General features: G+C 70.3%; 11 protein-coding genes. 5 read left to right on the top strand and 6 right to left on the bottom strand.

The annotated features are described in order from the left end of the window. Positions 1 to 25 precede the first annotated feature (25 nt). The 3 genes from NW895_RS25125 to NW895_RS25115 form a co-directional block, all read right to left on the bottom strand. Positions 26 to 1462 carry an FG-GAP-like repeat-containing protein gene (locus NW895_RS25125; RefSeq protein WP_289938217.1) on the bottom strand — a complete coding sequence of 479 codons (1437 nt, stop codon included), beginning with the start codon at positions 1460 to 1462 and terminating at the stop codon, positions 26 to 28. 99 nt (positions 1463 to 1561) lie between these two features. Beyond that, entirely contained in the window at positions 1562 to 3040 is a 1479-nt protein-coding gene (locus tag NW895_RS25120) for a VCBS repeat-containing protein (RefSeq protein ID WP_289938215.1), read from the bottom strand. Positions 3041 to 3230: 190 nt separating this feature from the next. Beyond that, positions 3231 to 4463, bottom strand: coding sequence for an FG-GAP-like repeat-containing protein (locus NW895_RS25115; protein ID WP_289938330.1), 1233 nt, complete (start codon positions 4461 to 4463; stop codon positions 3231 to 3233). A gap of 193 nt (positions 4464 to 4656) precedes the next feature. On the opposite strand from NW895_RS25115, the gene NW895_RS25110 reads away from it, so the two are divergent. Then, complete coding sequence (locus NW895_RS25110; protein WP_289938213.1) at positions 4657 to 4983, top strand: antibiotic biosynthesis monooxygenase; 327 nt, start codon at positions 4657 to 4659, stop codon at positions 4981 to 4983. Positions 4984 to 5048: 65 nt separating this feature from the next. Here NW895_RS25110 and NW895_RS25105 read toward each other — a convergent pair whose 3' ends face one another. Together NW895_RS25105 and NW895_RS25100 are read right to left on the bottom strand one after the other, a co-directional pair. After that, positions 5049 to 6242, bottom strand: a complete 1194-nt coding sequence (locus NW895_RS25105) for a serine/threonine-protein kinase (RefSeq protein ID WP_289938211.1) — start codon at positions 6240 to 6242, stop codon at positions 5049 to 5051. Between the two features lie 135 nt (positions 6243 to 6377). Then, complete coding sequence (locus NW895_RS25100; protein WP_289938210.1) at positions 6378 to 6971, bottom strand: dihydrofolate reductase family protein; 594 nt, start codon at positions 6969 to 6971, stop codon at positions 6378 to 6380. 71 nt (positions 6972 to 7042) lie between these two features. On the opposite strand from NW895_RS25100, the gene NW895_RS25095 reads away from it, so the two are divergent. Continuing rightward, on the top strand, positions 7043 to 7621 hold the full coding sequence (locus NW895_RS25095; protein ID WP_289938209.1) for a TetR/AcrR family transcriptional regulator: 579 nt from the start codon (positions 7043 to 7045) through the stop codon (positions 7619 to 7621). A gap of 111 nt (positions 7622 to 7732) precedes the next feature. Here NW895_RS25095 and NW895_RS25090 read toward each other — a convergent pair whose 3' ends face one another. Beyond that, the gene (locus NW895_RS25090; protein WP_289938207.1) at positions 7733 to 10015 is read right to left on the bottom strand and encodes a (Fe-S)-binding protein; all 2283 of its coding nucleotides are present in this window, start codon (positions 10013 to 10015) and stop codon (positions 7733 to 7735) included. A 239-nt stretch (positions 10016 to 10254) separates the two neighbouring features. Here NW895_RS25090 and NW895_RS25085 point away from each other — a divergent pair, with 239 nt between their 5' ends. From NW895_RS25085 to grpE, 3 genes are all read left to right on the top strand, one after another. Next, the gene (locus NW895_RS25085) at positions 10255 to 11319 is read left to right on the top strand and encodes an MraY family glycosyltransferase (protein ID WP_289938206.1); all 1065 of its coding nucleotides are present in this window, start codon (positions 10255 to 10257) and stop codon (positions 11317 to 11319) included. A 94-nt stretch (positions 11320 to 11413) separates the two neighbouring features. Beyond that, on the top strand, positions 11414 to 13258 hold the full coding sequence (gene dnaK, locus NW895_RS25080) for a molecular chaperone DnaK (protein ID WP_289938204.1): 1845 nt from the start codon (positions 11414 to 11416) through the stop codon (positions 13256 to 13258). Continuing rightward, on the top strand, positions 13255 to 13926 hold the full coding sequence (gene grpE / locus NW895_RS25075) for a nucleotide exchange factor GrpE (RefSeq protein ID WP_289938202.1): 672 nt from the start codon (positions 13255 to 13257) through the stop codon (positions 13924 to 13926). Before dnaK ends, grpE begins: the two co-directional genes overlap by 4 nt. The last annotated feature ends 27 nt before the right edge of the window (positions 13927 to 13953 follow it).

The raw sequence follows: 13953 nt of genomic DNA, 5'->3' as shown, positions 1-13953 counted from the left end.
GTGGGAGACGGGATCTGCGGTGGTGTCACTGGGCGATGGCCCAGCCGAAGTCGGCGCCGCCCTTGAGGGACACGTCACGGGCGGAGATGAGCTTCGCGCCCGTGGTGGTCAGGCCGGTGGAGGTGCCGCGCAGGACGGTGACGGCGCCGTAGCCGTTCTCGTAGCCGGCGCCGGTGACGAGGTCGGCCTTGCCGTTCTTGTCGAGGTCGATCAGGCGGACCGTCTGGCCGAAGGAGTCCATGTACTCCGAGCTGCCGGGCACGCCGGCCGTGTCCTGGGAGTAGGACTTGGCGCCCGTGCCGGTAAGTCCGGAGGCCGAGCCGAGGAGGATGGTGACGGAGCCGGCGTCCTGCACCGAGCCGAGGTCCTCGTTGGAAGCGCCGACCGCCACGTCGGCGTAGCCGTCGCCGTTGACGTCGCCGGCGGACAGCGCCGAGCCGAAGTGGTCGTCGGCCTCGCCCGCGCCGGGCACGCCGGTGGTGTCCTGGTGGATGACGGTGGGCTTCTGTGCCGGGTCGGGGCCGTTCGCGCCGCCGTACCAGACGGTGATCTGGCCGCCCTTGTGGCCGCCGGGCTTGTCGGCGCGCGGGTCGGTGTAGTCGCCCAGGACGAGGTCGCCGTACTTGTCGCCGTTGACGTCGGCGATGACGGCCTCCTCGCCGTCCGCGTCGGGCAGGTCGACCAGGGCGTAGTCCGACTCGGGGTGGGCGTCCCAGTTGCCGGGGTCGTGGGTGAAGTACTGGATCGCGCCGCCGGGGTCGCCGTCGACGAGGTACGGGTAGACGCGCTCCGCGTCGCCGTCGCCGGTCAGGTCGCCCGCGGTCACCTCGTACGCCCCGCCGAGCTCCCCGACGCCGGTGTGGCTCAGCGGGGTGCCGGTGCGGGTGAACGGGCCGCGGTACAGGTGGATGTGGCTCTGGCCGGTGACCGTCACGTCCAGCTTGCCGTCGCCGTTGAAGTCGCCGGTGGCGATGGCGGAGCCGTAGCCGCCCCATTCGCTGAGCGAGGACGGCTGCGGCAGGGCGGCGCCGCCGGACAGGCCGGAGGAACCGCCCCAGATGATGGTGGCGGTGCCGACGCCGTCGCGGTCGCCGATGGCCTCGAACTGGGAGCCGACCACCAGGTCCGCGTAGCCGTCGGCGTTCAGGTCGCCGGTGGCGAGGCTGCTGCCGAAGCGGTCGCCGTACTCGGCGGTGCCGGGGACGCCGGTGGAGTTCTGGGTGATGACGGTCCTGCGGGTGGCCGAGACGCTGGACGACGAGCCGTACAGCACGACGACGGCACCGGCGCTCTGCACCGAGCCGACGTCGGCGCTCATGGCACCGATGGCGACGTCGCGGTAGCCGTCACCGTTGAAGTCGCCGGCCAGGCCGGAGGGCGCGGCCGAGGCGCCGGTGGCGGGCAGGGCGGTGAGCAGACCGGTGGTGAGGGTGGCGGCCAGCAGAAGGGTGCGCTTGCGCAAGGCGGGGCTCCGGAGAAAGGGGCTTCGGGGCCGGGCCCGGGGGCCCGGCCGTGGAGGGATGTGCGGCGGGATTCGGCTCGTGCAGCCGGGTACGACTGCTCAGTCGGCGAAGTTGGCGCCGAAGCCCGGGGTGCCCGTGGTCGAGACGCCCGAGGTGCTCGGGGAGACGGTGCGGGAGCCGGTGGTGGTGATCTTCGTGCCGTTGGAGGGCAGGTAGAGCACCGCGCCGTTGCCGTCGTTCTCGTACGAGCCGGCCAGCAGGTCCGCCTTGCCGTCGCCGGTGACGTCGTCGAGCTTCACGTCGGCGCCGAGCATGTCGTACTTCTCGTCCTCGCCGGGGACGCCCGGGGTGCTCTGTGCGAAGGCCTGGGCGCCGGAGGCCGTGTTCAGGCCGGAGGCCGAGCCGTACAGGACGATGACCTGGCCGGTGTCGGTGGCGGTGCCGATGTTCTCGCCGGCCACGCCCACCACGACGTCCTGGTAGCCGTCGCCGTTGACGTCCCCGAGGTCCAGGTCGTAGCCGAAGTAGTCGTTCTTCTCGGAGGTGCCGGGGACGTTGCCGGTGTTCTGGGTGACGCCGATGGTGGAGCCGACGCCGTCCGCGGCGCCGTAGGTGACCCAGACCTTGCCGCCGTCCGAGGCGTCGGGGAGGGACATCCCGTCGTCGTCGGTCTTGTTCCAGTACATGCCGGTGACGATGTCGCCGTAGCCGTCGCCGTTGATGTCGCCGATGCCGGTGATGACGCCCGCCTTGAGCGGCCGGGCGTCGCCGGCGGACAGGCCGCCGTCGGTGCCGGGGACGAGGTAGTTGGTGTTCCAGCCGTACTCGGTGTCGGTCTCGTAGCCGTCGACCACCAGGTCGGTGCGCTTGTCACCGTTGACGTCGCCCGCGGTGAGGTTGAGCGGGCCGCGGGCCGTGCCGCCGGACTTGATGTCGGGCTTGACGGTGTAGCGGCCCTTGACCCCGGTGCCGGAGGCGGTGAGGCCGCCCTTGTAGACGTAGATGATGTTCGAGGTGTTGCCGACGGCCAGGTCCGCCGTGCCGTCGCCGTCGAAGTCGCCGGCGGCCAGGTTCTTGCCCCACGCGTCGTGCTGGGAGGGGGCCGGGTCGGCGATGGTGACACCGGTGCCGGTGATGCCCTGCGCCGAACCCCACAGGACGGCGAGACCGCCGCCGTCGGTGTCGCTGCCGACGTCCTCGTAGGGGGCGGAGACGGCGATGTCGTCGTAACCGTCGCCGTTGAAGTCGGCGTAGGCGGTCTCGGCGCCGAACGCGTCGCCGGCCTCGGCGGTGCCCGGGCTCCCGGCGGTGTTCTGGCTGATCACGGACCGCTTGGCGGAGGACACGCCGGTGGCGGTGCCGTACAGGACGACCAGCTGGCCGGCGCCCTTCCTGCCGTTCACGTACGCGCCGGCGGCGGAGAAGGCCACGTCACCGATGCCGTCGCCGTTGAAGTCGGCCTGCGGGACGTGGGTGGAGTCCGCGGCCGTCGCCGTCGCGGCCGAGAAGGTGAGCAGACCGCCCGTCAGCGCGGCCGCGGCGGCCGTCGCGAGGGCGAGTCGCATGGGTCTGTGCATGCAGTTCTCCTGCGGCATGCGGGGATGCCTGGCTGGCATCCGCAGTCGATGGGGTGCCGGAGCGTCCGTGTTCGCCGGGCGTTCTCGGTGGGTTCACGGGGCGGTCGGCGATCAGGAGACCTGCGTCGAGGCGTAAGGGTTGTACGTGAGTTCGGTAAATTCGTGAGCGACTTGAGGCGCAGGTGACCGTTCAGCGGCCGAGGAACTCCGACGTGGAGAAGGTGACCGCCGGCTCGGCCGCCACCAGCCCCTTCTTCGCCCCGCGGTAGACGGCGACCGTGTCCCTCGTCTCGCCCCGGTAGGTGCGCACCGCCAGGTCGTCCCTGCCGTCCCCGTCGAAGTCGCCGGTGGCCAGCAGCCGCGTGGTGCCCTGGGCCGGCGGCTCGACGGTCACCGCGCCCTCGGCCGTCAGGCCCGTCGCACGTCCCCGGAACACCCGCAGCCGGGAACCGCTGGAGATCAGCTCGCTCCGGCCGTCCCCGTCGAGGTCGGCGGCGTCGAGCTTCGAACCGGGGGCGGCGAGGGAGCCGCGTACGGCGGTGGGGAGGTCGTAGCGCAGGGCGGTGCCGCCCATCGCGCCCACGGCCGCGTCCAGTGCCGCGCCCCGGCCGAAGGCGCCGAGCGCCACGTCGGCACCGGACGGCAGGACGGTCCCGGTACGGGTCGGTCCCGCCGGGCCGCCGAGCACCACCGCCGAGGGGCCGGTGCCCTGCGTCGTACGGACGACCAGGTCGTCGTATCCGTCACGGTCGACGTCGGCCGCCGGGCCGGTGGGAACCTCGCCCGGCGCCGGGACGGGGGCGCCGGCCGCGCGGGGGGCGCCCTTGCGGGTGAAGGGGCCGCGCAGGTAGCTGAGGTGACCGCCCGAGGCGTGGACCACGAGGTCCTCGTCGCCGTCGCCGTCGAAGTCCCCGCACACCGGCTGGTCCGGCCAGTCGTTGCCGAGGCGGGCCGCGGCGGGGACGACCAGCTTGACGGCCCGGCCGGTCAGCCCGTTCGGTGAGCCGAAGAGGAGCTGCAGGGGGACCGGCGGCCGCCCCTGGCCGTCGTAGGGCGGATCGGTGGTGAGGACCAGGTCGGTGAAGCCGTCGCCGTCGAGGTCGCAGCTCGCCTCCGCGTCGAAGACGGCGGGCGGCTGTCCCTGCGTCCGGGCCGCGTTCCGGGCGGGGCTCAGCAGCTGCCGGGCGCCCGGCACCGGTCCGCGCGCCGAGCCGTAGACGATGCCGACGCCGGCGTCGTCGGCGTGGCTCTGCGCCTTGACGAGGTCGTTGAGGACGAGGTCGCGGTGGCCGTCGCCGTTGAAGTCGTCGGGGGTCGTGCTGCCGTCTCCGCGCGGCACGGGCAGGGTGGTCGGGGCCTTGGCGGCCTGCACGGGCGGGTGCTCCGTGGCCGGCCCCTGCGCGCACGCGGCGAGCAGCAGCAGGCAGCCGACGGCCGTCGTTCCCGCCCGGACTTTTCGCGTGCGCACCGTTCACCTCGTCAGCACCCATGACAACGACTCAGTAATGATGCACGTGTTCGAGGTGGGGTGACAGATGCGTTCTGGCACATGCCGACGGGCGAGTGGAGGGGGGTGTCCCGGTCGGACCCGGCGCGGCACCGGGCAGGATGGGGCCATGAGCGTAGTGAAGATCAACGTACTGACCGTCCCCGCCGAGCAGCGGGAGGTTCTTGAGCAGCGGTTCGCCTCCCGGGCCCACGCCGTCGAGAACTCCGACGGCTTCGAGTGGTTCGAACTCCTCCGCCCGGTCGAGGGCACCGACACCTACCTGGTCTACACGCGGTGGCGTGACGAGGAGTCGTTCCAGGCCTGGATGGAGGGCCCGATGAAGGCGGCACACCAGGGCGGCGGCGAGGGCGCGGAGCGGCCCAGGCCCGCGGCCTCGGGCTCCACCCTGTGGTCCTTCGAGGTGGTGCAGCAGGCGGGGCCGAAGGGCGCATAGGGCTGCGGCGGGAAACGGCGGCGCCCCCGTGGCCGGAAGGGCCACGGGGGCGCCGGTCCTCTGTTCTAGACCATCGGTGGGGGAATCAGTCCGTAGAACTCGATTTCCTCAGGTGTGGGTGCGTGAGGGCTCCGTCCTTCGGGCGCCTCCTGCTCCCGGTCCTGCCGGTGCCGGAGGCGGCTCCCGTGGCGGGTGCCCGCACGGACGCGTTCGCGGTCCCGCCGCACCAGTTCCGCGAGCTCGGTCGCTCGGGGGTCGCCGGCCCGCTTGGCCACCTTCGCGTGGCCCTCACGCAGCTCAAGGCACACGTCGTGCAGCGGCCCTTCTCGGAGCTCGACCACCCCGATCACCTCGGCGAACTCCGCCTCCAGCGCGAGGAGACGCGGACGTCGGGGCCGTCCTTCCGGCATGCGGGCTTCGGCGGCCGAGACGCGGATGTCCGTGAGTCGTCGGTACACCTCGTGGGCGCTCTGCGGGCGCTTGTCGAGGTCGACAGCCAACAGCTGGTGCACCAGGGCGCGCAGTGCGTCCGGCGTGCCGTCGCCGTCGGGGAAGACGGGCAGCCTGTCCCGCCGGTGACTGCGGTACGCCAGCCGCCCCGTCAGCAGTTCGAACAGCACCGCGCCGAGGGAGAAGAGGTCGCTGCGTCCGTCGAGGTCTTCGTACCGCAGTTGTTCCGGTGACGCGTAACACTTCGTCAGAGGAGGAAGCACGCTGGTCGTCGTGACCACGGTCGGCGGGTGGGTCAGGGCGGCGTCGGCCGCCTCCATGAACCGTGCGATTCCGAAGTCCAGCACCTTAACGAGGCCGCTGGACCGGTCGAACATGACGTTGGACGGCTTGATGTCGCGGTGCACGACCGCGGCGGTGTGTGCGCTGTGCAGCGCTGCGGAGATCTGTCGGCCGATGTCGGCGACCATCGTCCAGGGCAGCGGCGCCGCGGTCCTGACGATCTGGTCGAGGCTGCTGCCCTCGCACAGCTCCATGATCAGCACCGGCACGAAACCGCCCCTCTCAGCGATGAGGCCGATGTCGAGCACAGACACGATGTGGGGATGGTCGGACAGCTTGTGGAGGATGTTCCCCTCACGGGTGAAACGGGCCTCGTGCACCGCGTGGTGCGGGTGCTCCCTCCAGCGGCCGAGGAGCAGTTTGGCCGCCACCTTCTCTCCCGTGCGCAGATGCACGCCCAGGCGTACTTCGCCGAATCCTCCCTTGGCGATCACATGGTTGCTGATGTTGTAGCCCGACAGAATCACGCGGCCCCCCGGGTCGAAGCGTCTTGCGGCCCCCACCGCAGATCGCTCACATCATCACTACCCACCGGAAAAGCCGGGAAAGAGGATAATTTCTCCGGTTACCAACACGTTACGTACGGTGGCCCTGACGCACGGTCAACGGCGGCTGAGCCGGGTGAAGGTGACACCGTTCGGGAAGGCGGTGCGCTCGGCGACATCGAAGACGGTGGGGTCGAAGGTGCCGTCGAAGGCGGGGATCCCGGCGCCGGCGACCACGGGGTAGCTCTTGATCAGTAATTCGTCGATCTCGGGCAGCAGGGTGCCCGCGAGTTTGCCGCCGCCGCAGAGCCAGATGTCCAAGCCGGAGCCCTCCTCCTCCTTGAGTTCACGGATGAGGGTGAGCGGGTCGGCCGGGACGACGGTGACGGCCGGGTCGATGTCGGGCTTGAGCGTGCTGGAGACCACGTACTGGCGCAGGTGCGCGTACGGACTGGTGATCCCCTGGTCGAAGGCGGGGCGGTAGGCGCCGAGGCCCATGACGACGGTGTCGAAGCGCCGGTTGGGCGCGTCGGCGACGCCGACGGCGGCGCGGTAGGCGGTCGGGACGGTCTCGGGGTACAGCGCGTTCATCCAGGAGGAGTAGGCGGCGGCCTGCTGCTCCTCGCCCCCGGGGAAGAAGTCGTACTCGCCGTCCGGGCCGGCGATCCGGCCGTCGAGGGTGACGGCGATGTAGTACGCGAGCTTTCGCATATCTTTTTACTCCGTACGTAGTACTCTGGCTGAAGTGGTTTGAACTTAGTACTACGACTGGAGTGGTGTCAATGGTGAGGCGGAACGAACAGCGGCGCGCGGCCCTGGTCGACGCTGCGATCGAGGTGCTGGCCAGGGAGGGCGCACGAGGCCTGACGTTCCGGGCGGTGGACACCGAGGCCGCCGTACCCGTCGGCACCGCGTCCAACTACTTCGCCAGCCGCGACGACCTGCTCACCCAGGCCGGCGCCCGTGTCTACGAGCGCCTCCAGCCCGACGAGGCCGAGATCGCCCGCCAGCAGGCGGCCGGCCGCGACCGGGAGACGTACGTGGAGCTGATGCGTGGTGTCGTCGGCCGCGTCGCCTCCTTCCGCACCGGCTACCTCGCGCTGCTGGAGCTGCGTCTGGAGGCGACCCGTCGCCCGGAACTGCGCAGGGTCCTCACCGAGCGGGTCCGGGCCGACGTCGACGCCAACGTCGCCTACCACGAGGCCTCCGGCCTTCCCGGCGACGCCACGGCCGTCAAGCTGCTCGTGCTCACTCTGAACTGGCTGATCGTCGAGCAGCTCACCCTGCCGGACGTCTACCCGGAGGCGGAGCGCGAACAGCTGGTGACGGCTGCGGTCGAGCGCATCGTGGGGGCGGAGTAGGCGGCTGAGGCGCCGGCCGGTGCGGCCGATGAGGGGAAGGCCGATGAGGGAACGACGACGCCCCGTGCCCGAAAGGGGGGGCACGGGGCGTCGGTGGTGCGGGGCGACCGGCTACTTCACCGGCTGCGGCTCCGGCTCGCTCTCGGAATCCGCCGAACCCGCCGGGGGCTCGTCGTCGTCCGGGACCGGGGTCTTGACGGAGTCGAGCAGCAGCTGGGCGACGTCCACCACCTGGATGGACTCCTTGGCCTTGCCGTCGTTCTTCTTGCCGTTCACGGAGTCGGTCAGCATGACCAGGCAGAACGGGCAGGCCGTCGAGACGATGTCGGGGTTGAGGGAGAGGGCCTCGTCGACGCGCTCGTTGTTGATGCGCTTGCCGATCCGCTCCTCCATCCACATCCGGGCACCGCCGGCGCCGCAGCAGAAGCCGCGCTCCTTGTGCCGGTGCATCTCCTCGTTCCTGAGGCCCGGGACCTTGCCGATGATCTCCCGCGGGGGCGTGTAGATCTTGTTGTGGCGGCCCAGGTAGCACGGGTCGTGGTAGGTGATGATGCCCTCGACCGGGGTCACCGGGATCAGCTTGCCCTCGTCCACCAGGTGCTGGAGCAGCTGGGTGTGGTGGATGACCTCGTAGTCGCCGCCGAGCTGCGGGTACTCGTTGCCGAGGGTGTTGAGGCAGTGCGGGCAGGTGGCGACGATCTTCTTCGCCGACTTCGGCTTCTTGGTCGACTCGTCCTCGTCGTCCTCGCCGAAGGCCATGTTCAGCGCGGCGACGTTCTCCATGCCGAGCTCCTGGAACAGGGGCTCGTTGCCCAGGCGGCGGGCGGAGTCACCGGTGCACTTCTCGTCGCCGCCCATGATCGCGAACTTCACGCCCGCGATGTGCAGCAGCTCGGCGAAGGCCTTCGTCGTCTTCTTGGCGCGGTCCTCCAGGGCGCCCGCGCAGCCGACCCAGTACAGGTACTCGACCTCGGACAGGTCCTCGATGTCCTTGCCGACGACCGGGACCTCGAAGTCGACCTCCTTGGTCCACTCCAGGCGCTGCTTCTTGGCCAGGCCCCAGGGGTTGCCCTTCTTCTCCAGGTTCTTGAGCATCGTGCCCGCCTCGGAGGGGAACGACGACTCGATCATGACCTGGTAGCGGCGCATGTCGACGATGTGGTCGACGTGCTCGATGTCCACCGGGCACTGCTCGACGCAGGCGCCGCAGGTGGTGCAGGACCACAGGACGTCCGGGTCGATGACGCCGTTGTCCTCCACCGACCCCACCAGAGGCCGCTCGGCCTCCGCCAGAGCCGCCGCGGGCACGTCCTTGAGCTGCTCCTCGCTCGCCTTCTCCTCGCCCTCCATCGTCTTGCCGCCGCCGGCCAGCAGGTACGGCGCCTTGGCGTGGGCGTGGTCCCGCAGCGACATGATCAGCAGCTTCGGGGAGAGCGGCTTGCCGGTGTTCCAGGCGGGGCACTGCGACTGGCAGCGACCGCACTCGGTGCAGGTGGAGAAGTCCAGCAGGCCCTTCCAGGAGAACTGCTCGACCTGCGAGACACCGAAGACGTCGTCCTCGCCGGGGTCGGTGAAGTCGATCGGCTCGCCGCCGCTCGTCATCGGCTGCAGGGCGCCGAGGGCCGTCTCGCCCGTCGCGTTGCGCTTGAACCAGATGTTCGGGAAGGCGAGGAAGCGGTGCCAGGCCACGCCCATGTTGGTGTTGAGCGAGACCGTGATCATCCAGATCATGGTCGTGCCCAGCTTGATCATGGCGAAGAAGTAGACGAGGTTCTGCAGCGCGGCGACGCTCAGGCCCTTGAACGCCAGGACCAGCGGGTACGAGGCGAAGTACGCCGCCTCGTAGTGGTCCACGTGGTGCAGCGCGCCCTCCAGGCCGCGCAGCACGTAGATGGCGAGGCCGATGGTGAGGATGACGTACTCGACGAAGTACGCCTGGCCCATCTTCGAGCCCGCGAACCGCGACTTGCGGCCCGGCCGCGAGGGCAGGTTCAGCAGGCGGATGACCATCAGCGTGGCGATGCCGAGCGTCGTCATCGCGGCGATGAACTCGATGTACAGCTCGTACGGCAGGAAACCGCCGAGCACCGGGAGCGTCCAGTCGGCCTGGAAGAGCTGGCCGTAGGCGGTGACGATGGTCGGCGGCAGCGTCAGGAAGCCGATGGCCACGAACCAGTGGGCGACGCCCACGATGCCCCACCGGTTCATCCTGGTGTGGCCGAGGAACTCCCGTACCAGCGTCACACTGCGCTGGTAGGGGTTGTCGGTCCGGCTGCCGGCCGGCACCGGCTGGCCCAGTTTGAAGTACCGGACGAACTGGCCGATGGCGCGTGCGAGCAGCGCGACGCCGACCACGGTCAGTACCAGCGACACGATGATCGCGGCGAGTTGCATGGGGGCTCCTCGGGCCTGCGAGGCGGTTCTGCGAGGGTCAGAATCAGGTCATTACTAAGCGGTAACTTATGCAGTCCGTTCGAGACTACCCCCATCCTCCGCCGCACTGTAGCCAGACGTGCGGTGATCTGTGTCGCTGAGGGTTGCCTCTCTCCGAGCCGGGCCCTCTTTCGAGTGGACAGGAAAATCAGATCGTGTTATTCGCACTGAATTGATACCTTCCGTCCTAATTTAGAGCCGTGCTCTACGGGATCATCGCCGCGACCGCCGCCTTCCTCCTCGCCGCCCTCCTCACGACGCTGCTCCGCGGCCTCGCCCTGCGCCTCGGCATCTGCGACCGGCGGCGGCAGCGGCCGCTGCCGCTGTTCGGGGGTGTGGCCGTCGTGCTCGTCACCGGGCTGGTCGCGGGCGCCGGGGAGTGGACGGGGGTCGCGCCGCTCGGGTCCGGGATCGGCGGGCTGCTCGTCGCCGGGGGTGCCGTCGCCCTGCTCGGGCTGGTGGCCGACGTGGTGCGGATCCGGCGGCGGGTCCTGCTCGTCGGTACGGCCCTCGCGGCGGCGTTCGTGGTGCCGTACGGCGAGACCGGGGTGCCGGCCGGGATCCTCGCCGTCGGCTGGATCGCCCTGGTCGCCACCGCCTTCCGCGGGCTCGACCATGCCGACGGGCTGGCGGGCACGGTGGGTGTGGTGACCGCCTTCGGTGTGGGGGTGTGCGCGGCGGCCGAGGTGCTGGACGGGCTCGCGGTGCTGCTGAGCGCGCTGGCCGCCGCGCTGACCGGGTTCCTGCTGCACAACTGGCATCCCGCGCGGATCGCGCTCGGTGCGTGCGGGTCCCTGTTCTCGGGCTTCGTGCTCGCCTCGGCCGCGGTGTTCACCCGGGCCGGGCAGGGACTCTCCTCCAGTGCGGCGGTGCTGTTCGCGCTCACCGCCCCGGCGTGCGCCGACGTCCTCCTCGTCGTCGCGTCCCGGCGGCTGGCCGGGCGGCCCCTGTCCCGGCGCGGCCCCGACCATCTCGGGCACCGGCTGCGGCGGATCGGTCTCTCGGCGCCGGGCGTGACGGTGCTGCTCGGCATCGGCGCGTTCTGCGGGGTACTCGTCGCAGTGCTCGTGCACACCGGCCGGGCCGGGGAGGGGACCGTGCTGTGGGTGGCCGGCGGTGCGCTCGCCCTCGTCCTGGGCCTGCTGCGGATCCGCGTGCCCGAGGCTCGCAGGACGGCGGGTTTCCCCGTTCGGGCGACGGGGGTGCAGCCGTACGCCACCGCGTCCTCGCAGGTCACCGGCCCGTTGCGTGTAAGGAGCGGATAAGAGTTGAGTCTGGCTGACTCAGGTCTGTTGACCGCGCGGGGGGTGTCGTGCACACTTGAGTCCGTTCCACTCAAGTCAGCTGGAGGAATCAACCATGGCACGTGCGGTCGGCATCGACCTGGGCACGACTAACTCCGTCGTCAGCGTTCTGGAGGGCGGCGAGCCCACCGTCATCACCAACGCCGAGGGCGCCAGGACCACGCCTTCCGTCGTCGCCTTCGCCAAGAACGGTGAGGTCCTCGTCGGTGAGGTGGCCAAGCGCCAGGCGGTCACCAACGTGGACCGGACCATCCGCTCGGTCAAGCGCCACATGGGTACCGACTGGAAGATCAACCTCGACGGCAAGGACTTCAACCCCCAGCAGATCAGCGCCTTCGTGCTGCAGAAGCTGAAGCGGGACGCCGAGGCCTACCTGGGCGAGAAGGTCACCGACGCGGTCATCACCGTCCCGGCGTACTTCAACGACGCCGAGCGTCAGGCCACCAAGGAGGCCGGCGAGATCGCCGGCCTGAACGTGCTCCGTATCGTCAACGAGCCCACCGCGGCCGCGCTGGCGTACGGCCTCGACAAGGACGACCAGACCATCCTGGTCTTCGACCTCGGCGGCGGCACCTTCGACGTCTCGCTGCTGGAGATCGGCGACGGCGTCGTCGAGGTGAAGGCCACCAACGGTGACAACCACCTCGGTGGTGACGACTGGGACCAGCGCATCGTCGACTACCTGGTCCAGCAGTTCCAGTCCGGCCACGGCGTGGACCTGGGCAAGGACAAGATGGCCCTGCAGCGTCTGCGTGAGGCCGCCGAGAAGGCGAAGATCGAGCTGTCCTCGTCCACCGAGACCTCGATCAACCTGCCCTACATCACGGCCTCCGCCGAGGGCCCGCTGCACCTGGACGAGAAGCTCACCCGCGCCCAGTTCCAGCAGCTGACCGCGGACCTGCTGGAGCGCTGCAAGACGCCGTTCCACAACGTCATCAAGGACGCCGGCATCTCCATCAGCGAGATCGACCACGTCGTCCTCGTCGGCGGCTCGACCCGTATGCCCGCCGTCGCCGAGCTCGTCAAGGAGCTGACCGGCGGCAAGGAGGCCAACAAGGGCGTCAACCCGGACGAGGTCGTCGCCATCGGCGCCTCGCTCCAGGCCGGTGTCCTCAAGGGCGAGGTCAAGGACGTCCTCCTGCTCGACGTCACCCCGCTGTCCCTCGGCATCGAGACCAAGGGCGGCATCATGACCAAGCTGATCGAGCGCAACACCACGATCCCGACCAAGCGCTCGGAGATCTTCACCACGGCCGAGGACAACCAGCCGTCGGTGCAGATCCAGGTCTACCAGGGCGAGCGCGAGATCGCCGCCTACAACAAGAAGCTCGGCATGTTCGAGCTGACCGGTCTGCCGCCGGCGCCGCGCGGCGTCCCGCAGATCGAGGTCTCCTTCGACATCGACGCCAACGGCATCATGCACGTCACGGCGAAGGACCTCGGCACCGGCAAGGAGCAGAAGATGACCGTCACCGGCGGCTCCTCGCTCCCGAAGGAAGAGGTCGACCGCATGCGCGAGGAGGCCGAGCGCTACGCGGAGGAGGACCACAAGCGCCGCGAGGCCGCCGAGTCCCGCAACCAGGGCGAGCAGCTCGTCTACCAGACCGAGAAGTTCCTCAAGGACAACGAGGACAAGGTCCCCGGCGAGATCAAGACCGAGGTCGAGGCCGCGGTGAACGAGCTGAAGGAGAAGCTCAAGGGCGAGGACACCGCCGAGATCCGCTCCGCCACGGAGAAGGTCGCGGCCGTCTCGCAGAAGCTCGGCCAGGCCATGTACGCCGACGCCCAGGGCGCCCAGGCCGCCGGCGGCGAGTCCGCCGGTGCCGGTGAGGCCAAGGCGGACGACGACGTGGTGGACGCCGAGATCGTCGACGACGAGCGGAAGGATGGTGCCGCGTGACGGAGGAGAACCCGGGCTTCGAAGAGCAGCAGCCCGACGTCCCCTCCGGCGCCACCCCCGACGACGCCGAGTCGAAGGCCGCCTCCTCCTCCCCGGAGGAGCAGGCGGCCCCGGCCGGGGACGCGAGCCAGAACGCCGGGCTGGTGGCCCAGCTGGACCAGGTGCGCACGGCGCTCAACGAGCGCACGGCGGACCTCCAGCGCCTCCAGGCCGAATACCAGAACTACCGCCGCCGGGTCGAGCGTGACCGGATCGCGGTCAAGGAGATCGCCATCGCGAACCTCCTGACCGAACTCCTGCCCGTGCTCGACGACATCGGCCGCGCGCGGGAACACGGCGAACTCGTCGGCGGCTTCAAGTCCGTCGCGGAGTCGCTGGAGACCACCGTCGCGAAGATGGGCCTGCAGCAGTTCGGCAAGGAGGGCGAGCCCTTCGACCCGACCATCCACGAGGCCCTGATGCACTCTTACGCGCCCGACGTCACCGAGACGACGTGCGTGGCGATCCTGCAGCCCGGGTATCGCATCGGCGAGCGCACCATCCGCCCCGCGCGGGTGGCCGTGGCCGAGCCGCAGCCGGGTGCGCAGACGGTCAAGCCGGCCGACGAGCAGGGCGCGCAGTCCGAGACGGCGGACGACAAGGAGAACGGTGGCCCGGAGGAGGGCTGACGTAAACACCGAGACAGGGAAGGAGGG

The sequence above is a fragment of the Streptomyces sp. S.PNR 29 genome (assembly GCF_030386795.1).
GTDB lineage: Bacteria > Actinomycetota > Actinomycetes > Streptomycetales > Streptomycetaceae > Streptomyces.
The sequence above is the reverse complement of the archived record's forward strand: the minus strand, read 5'-3'. Positions and strand labels throughout refer to the sequence as shown.

What these genes read in the sequence shown, in the direction of transcription:
- NW895_RS25120 (WP_289938215.1), bottom strand. Translation starts at nt 3,040, where the DNA reads ATGCACAGACCCATGCGACTCGCCCTCGCGACGGCCGCCGCGGCCGCG.
- NW895_RS25110 (WP_289938213.1), top strand. Translation starts at nt 4,657, where the DNA reads ATGAGCGTAGTGAAGATCAACGTACTGACCGTCCCCGCCGAGCAGCGG.
- NW895_RS25100 (WP_289938210.1), bottom strand. Translation starts at nt 6,971, where the DNA reads ATGCGAAAGCTCGCGTACTACATCGCCGTCACCCTCGACGGCCGGATC.
- NW895_RS25095 (WP_289938209.1), top strand. Translation starts at nt 7,043, where the DNA reads ATGGTGAGGCGGAACGAACAGCGGCGCGCGGCCCTGGTCGACGCTGCG.
- NW895_RS25090 (WP_289938207.1), bottom strand. Translation starts at nt 10,015, where the DNA reads ATGCAACTCGCCGCGATCATCGTGTCGCTGGTACTGACCGTGGTCGGC.
- dnaK (WP_289938204.1), top strand. Translation starts at nt 11,414, where the DNA reads ATGGCACGTGCGGTCGGCATCGACCTGGGCACGACTAACTCCGTCGTC.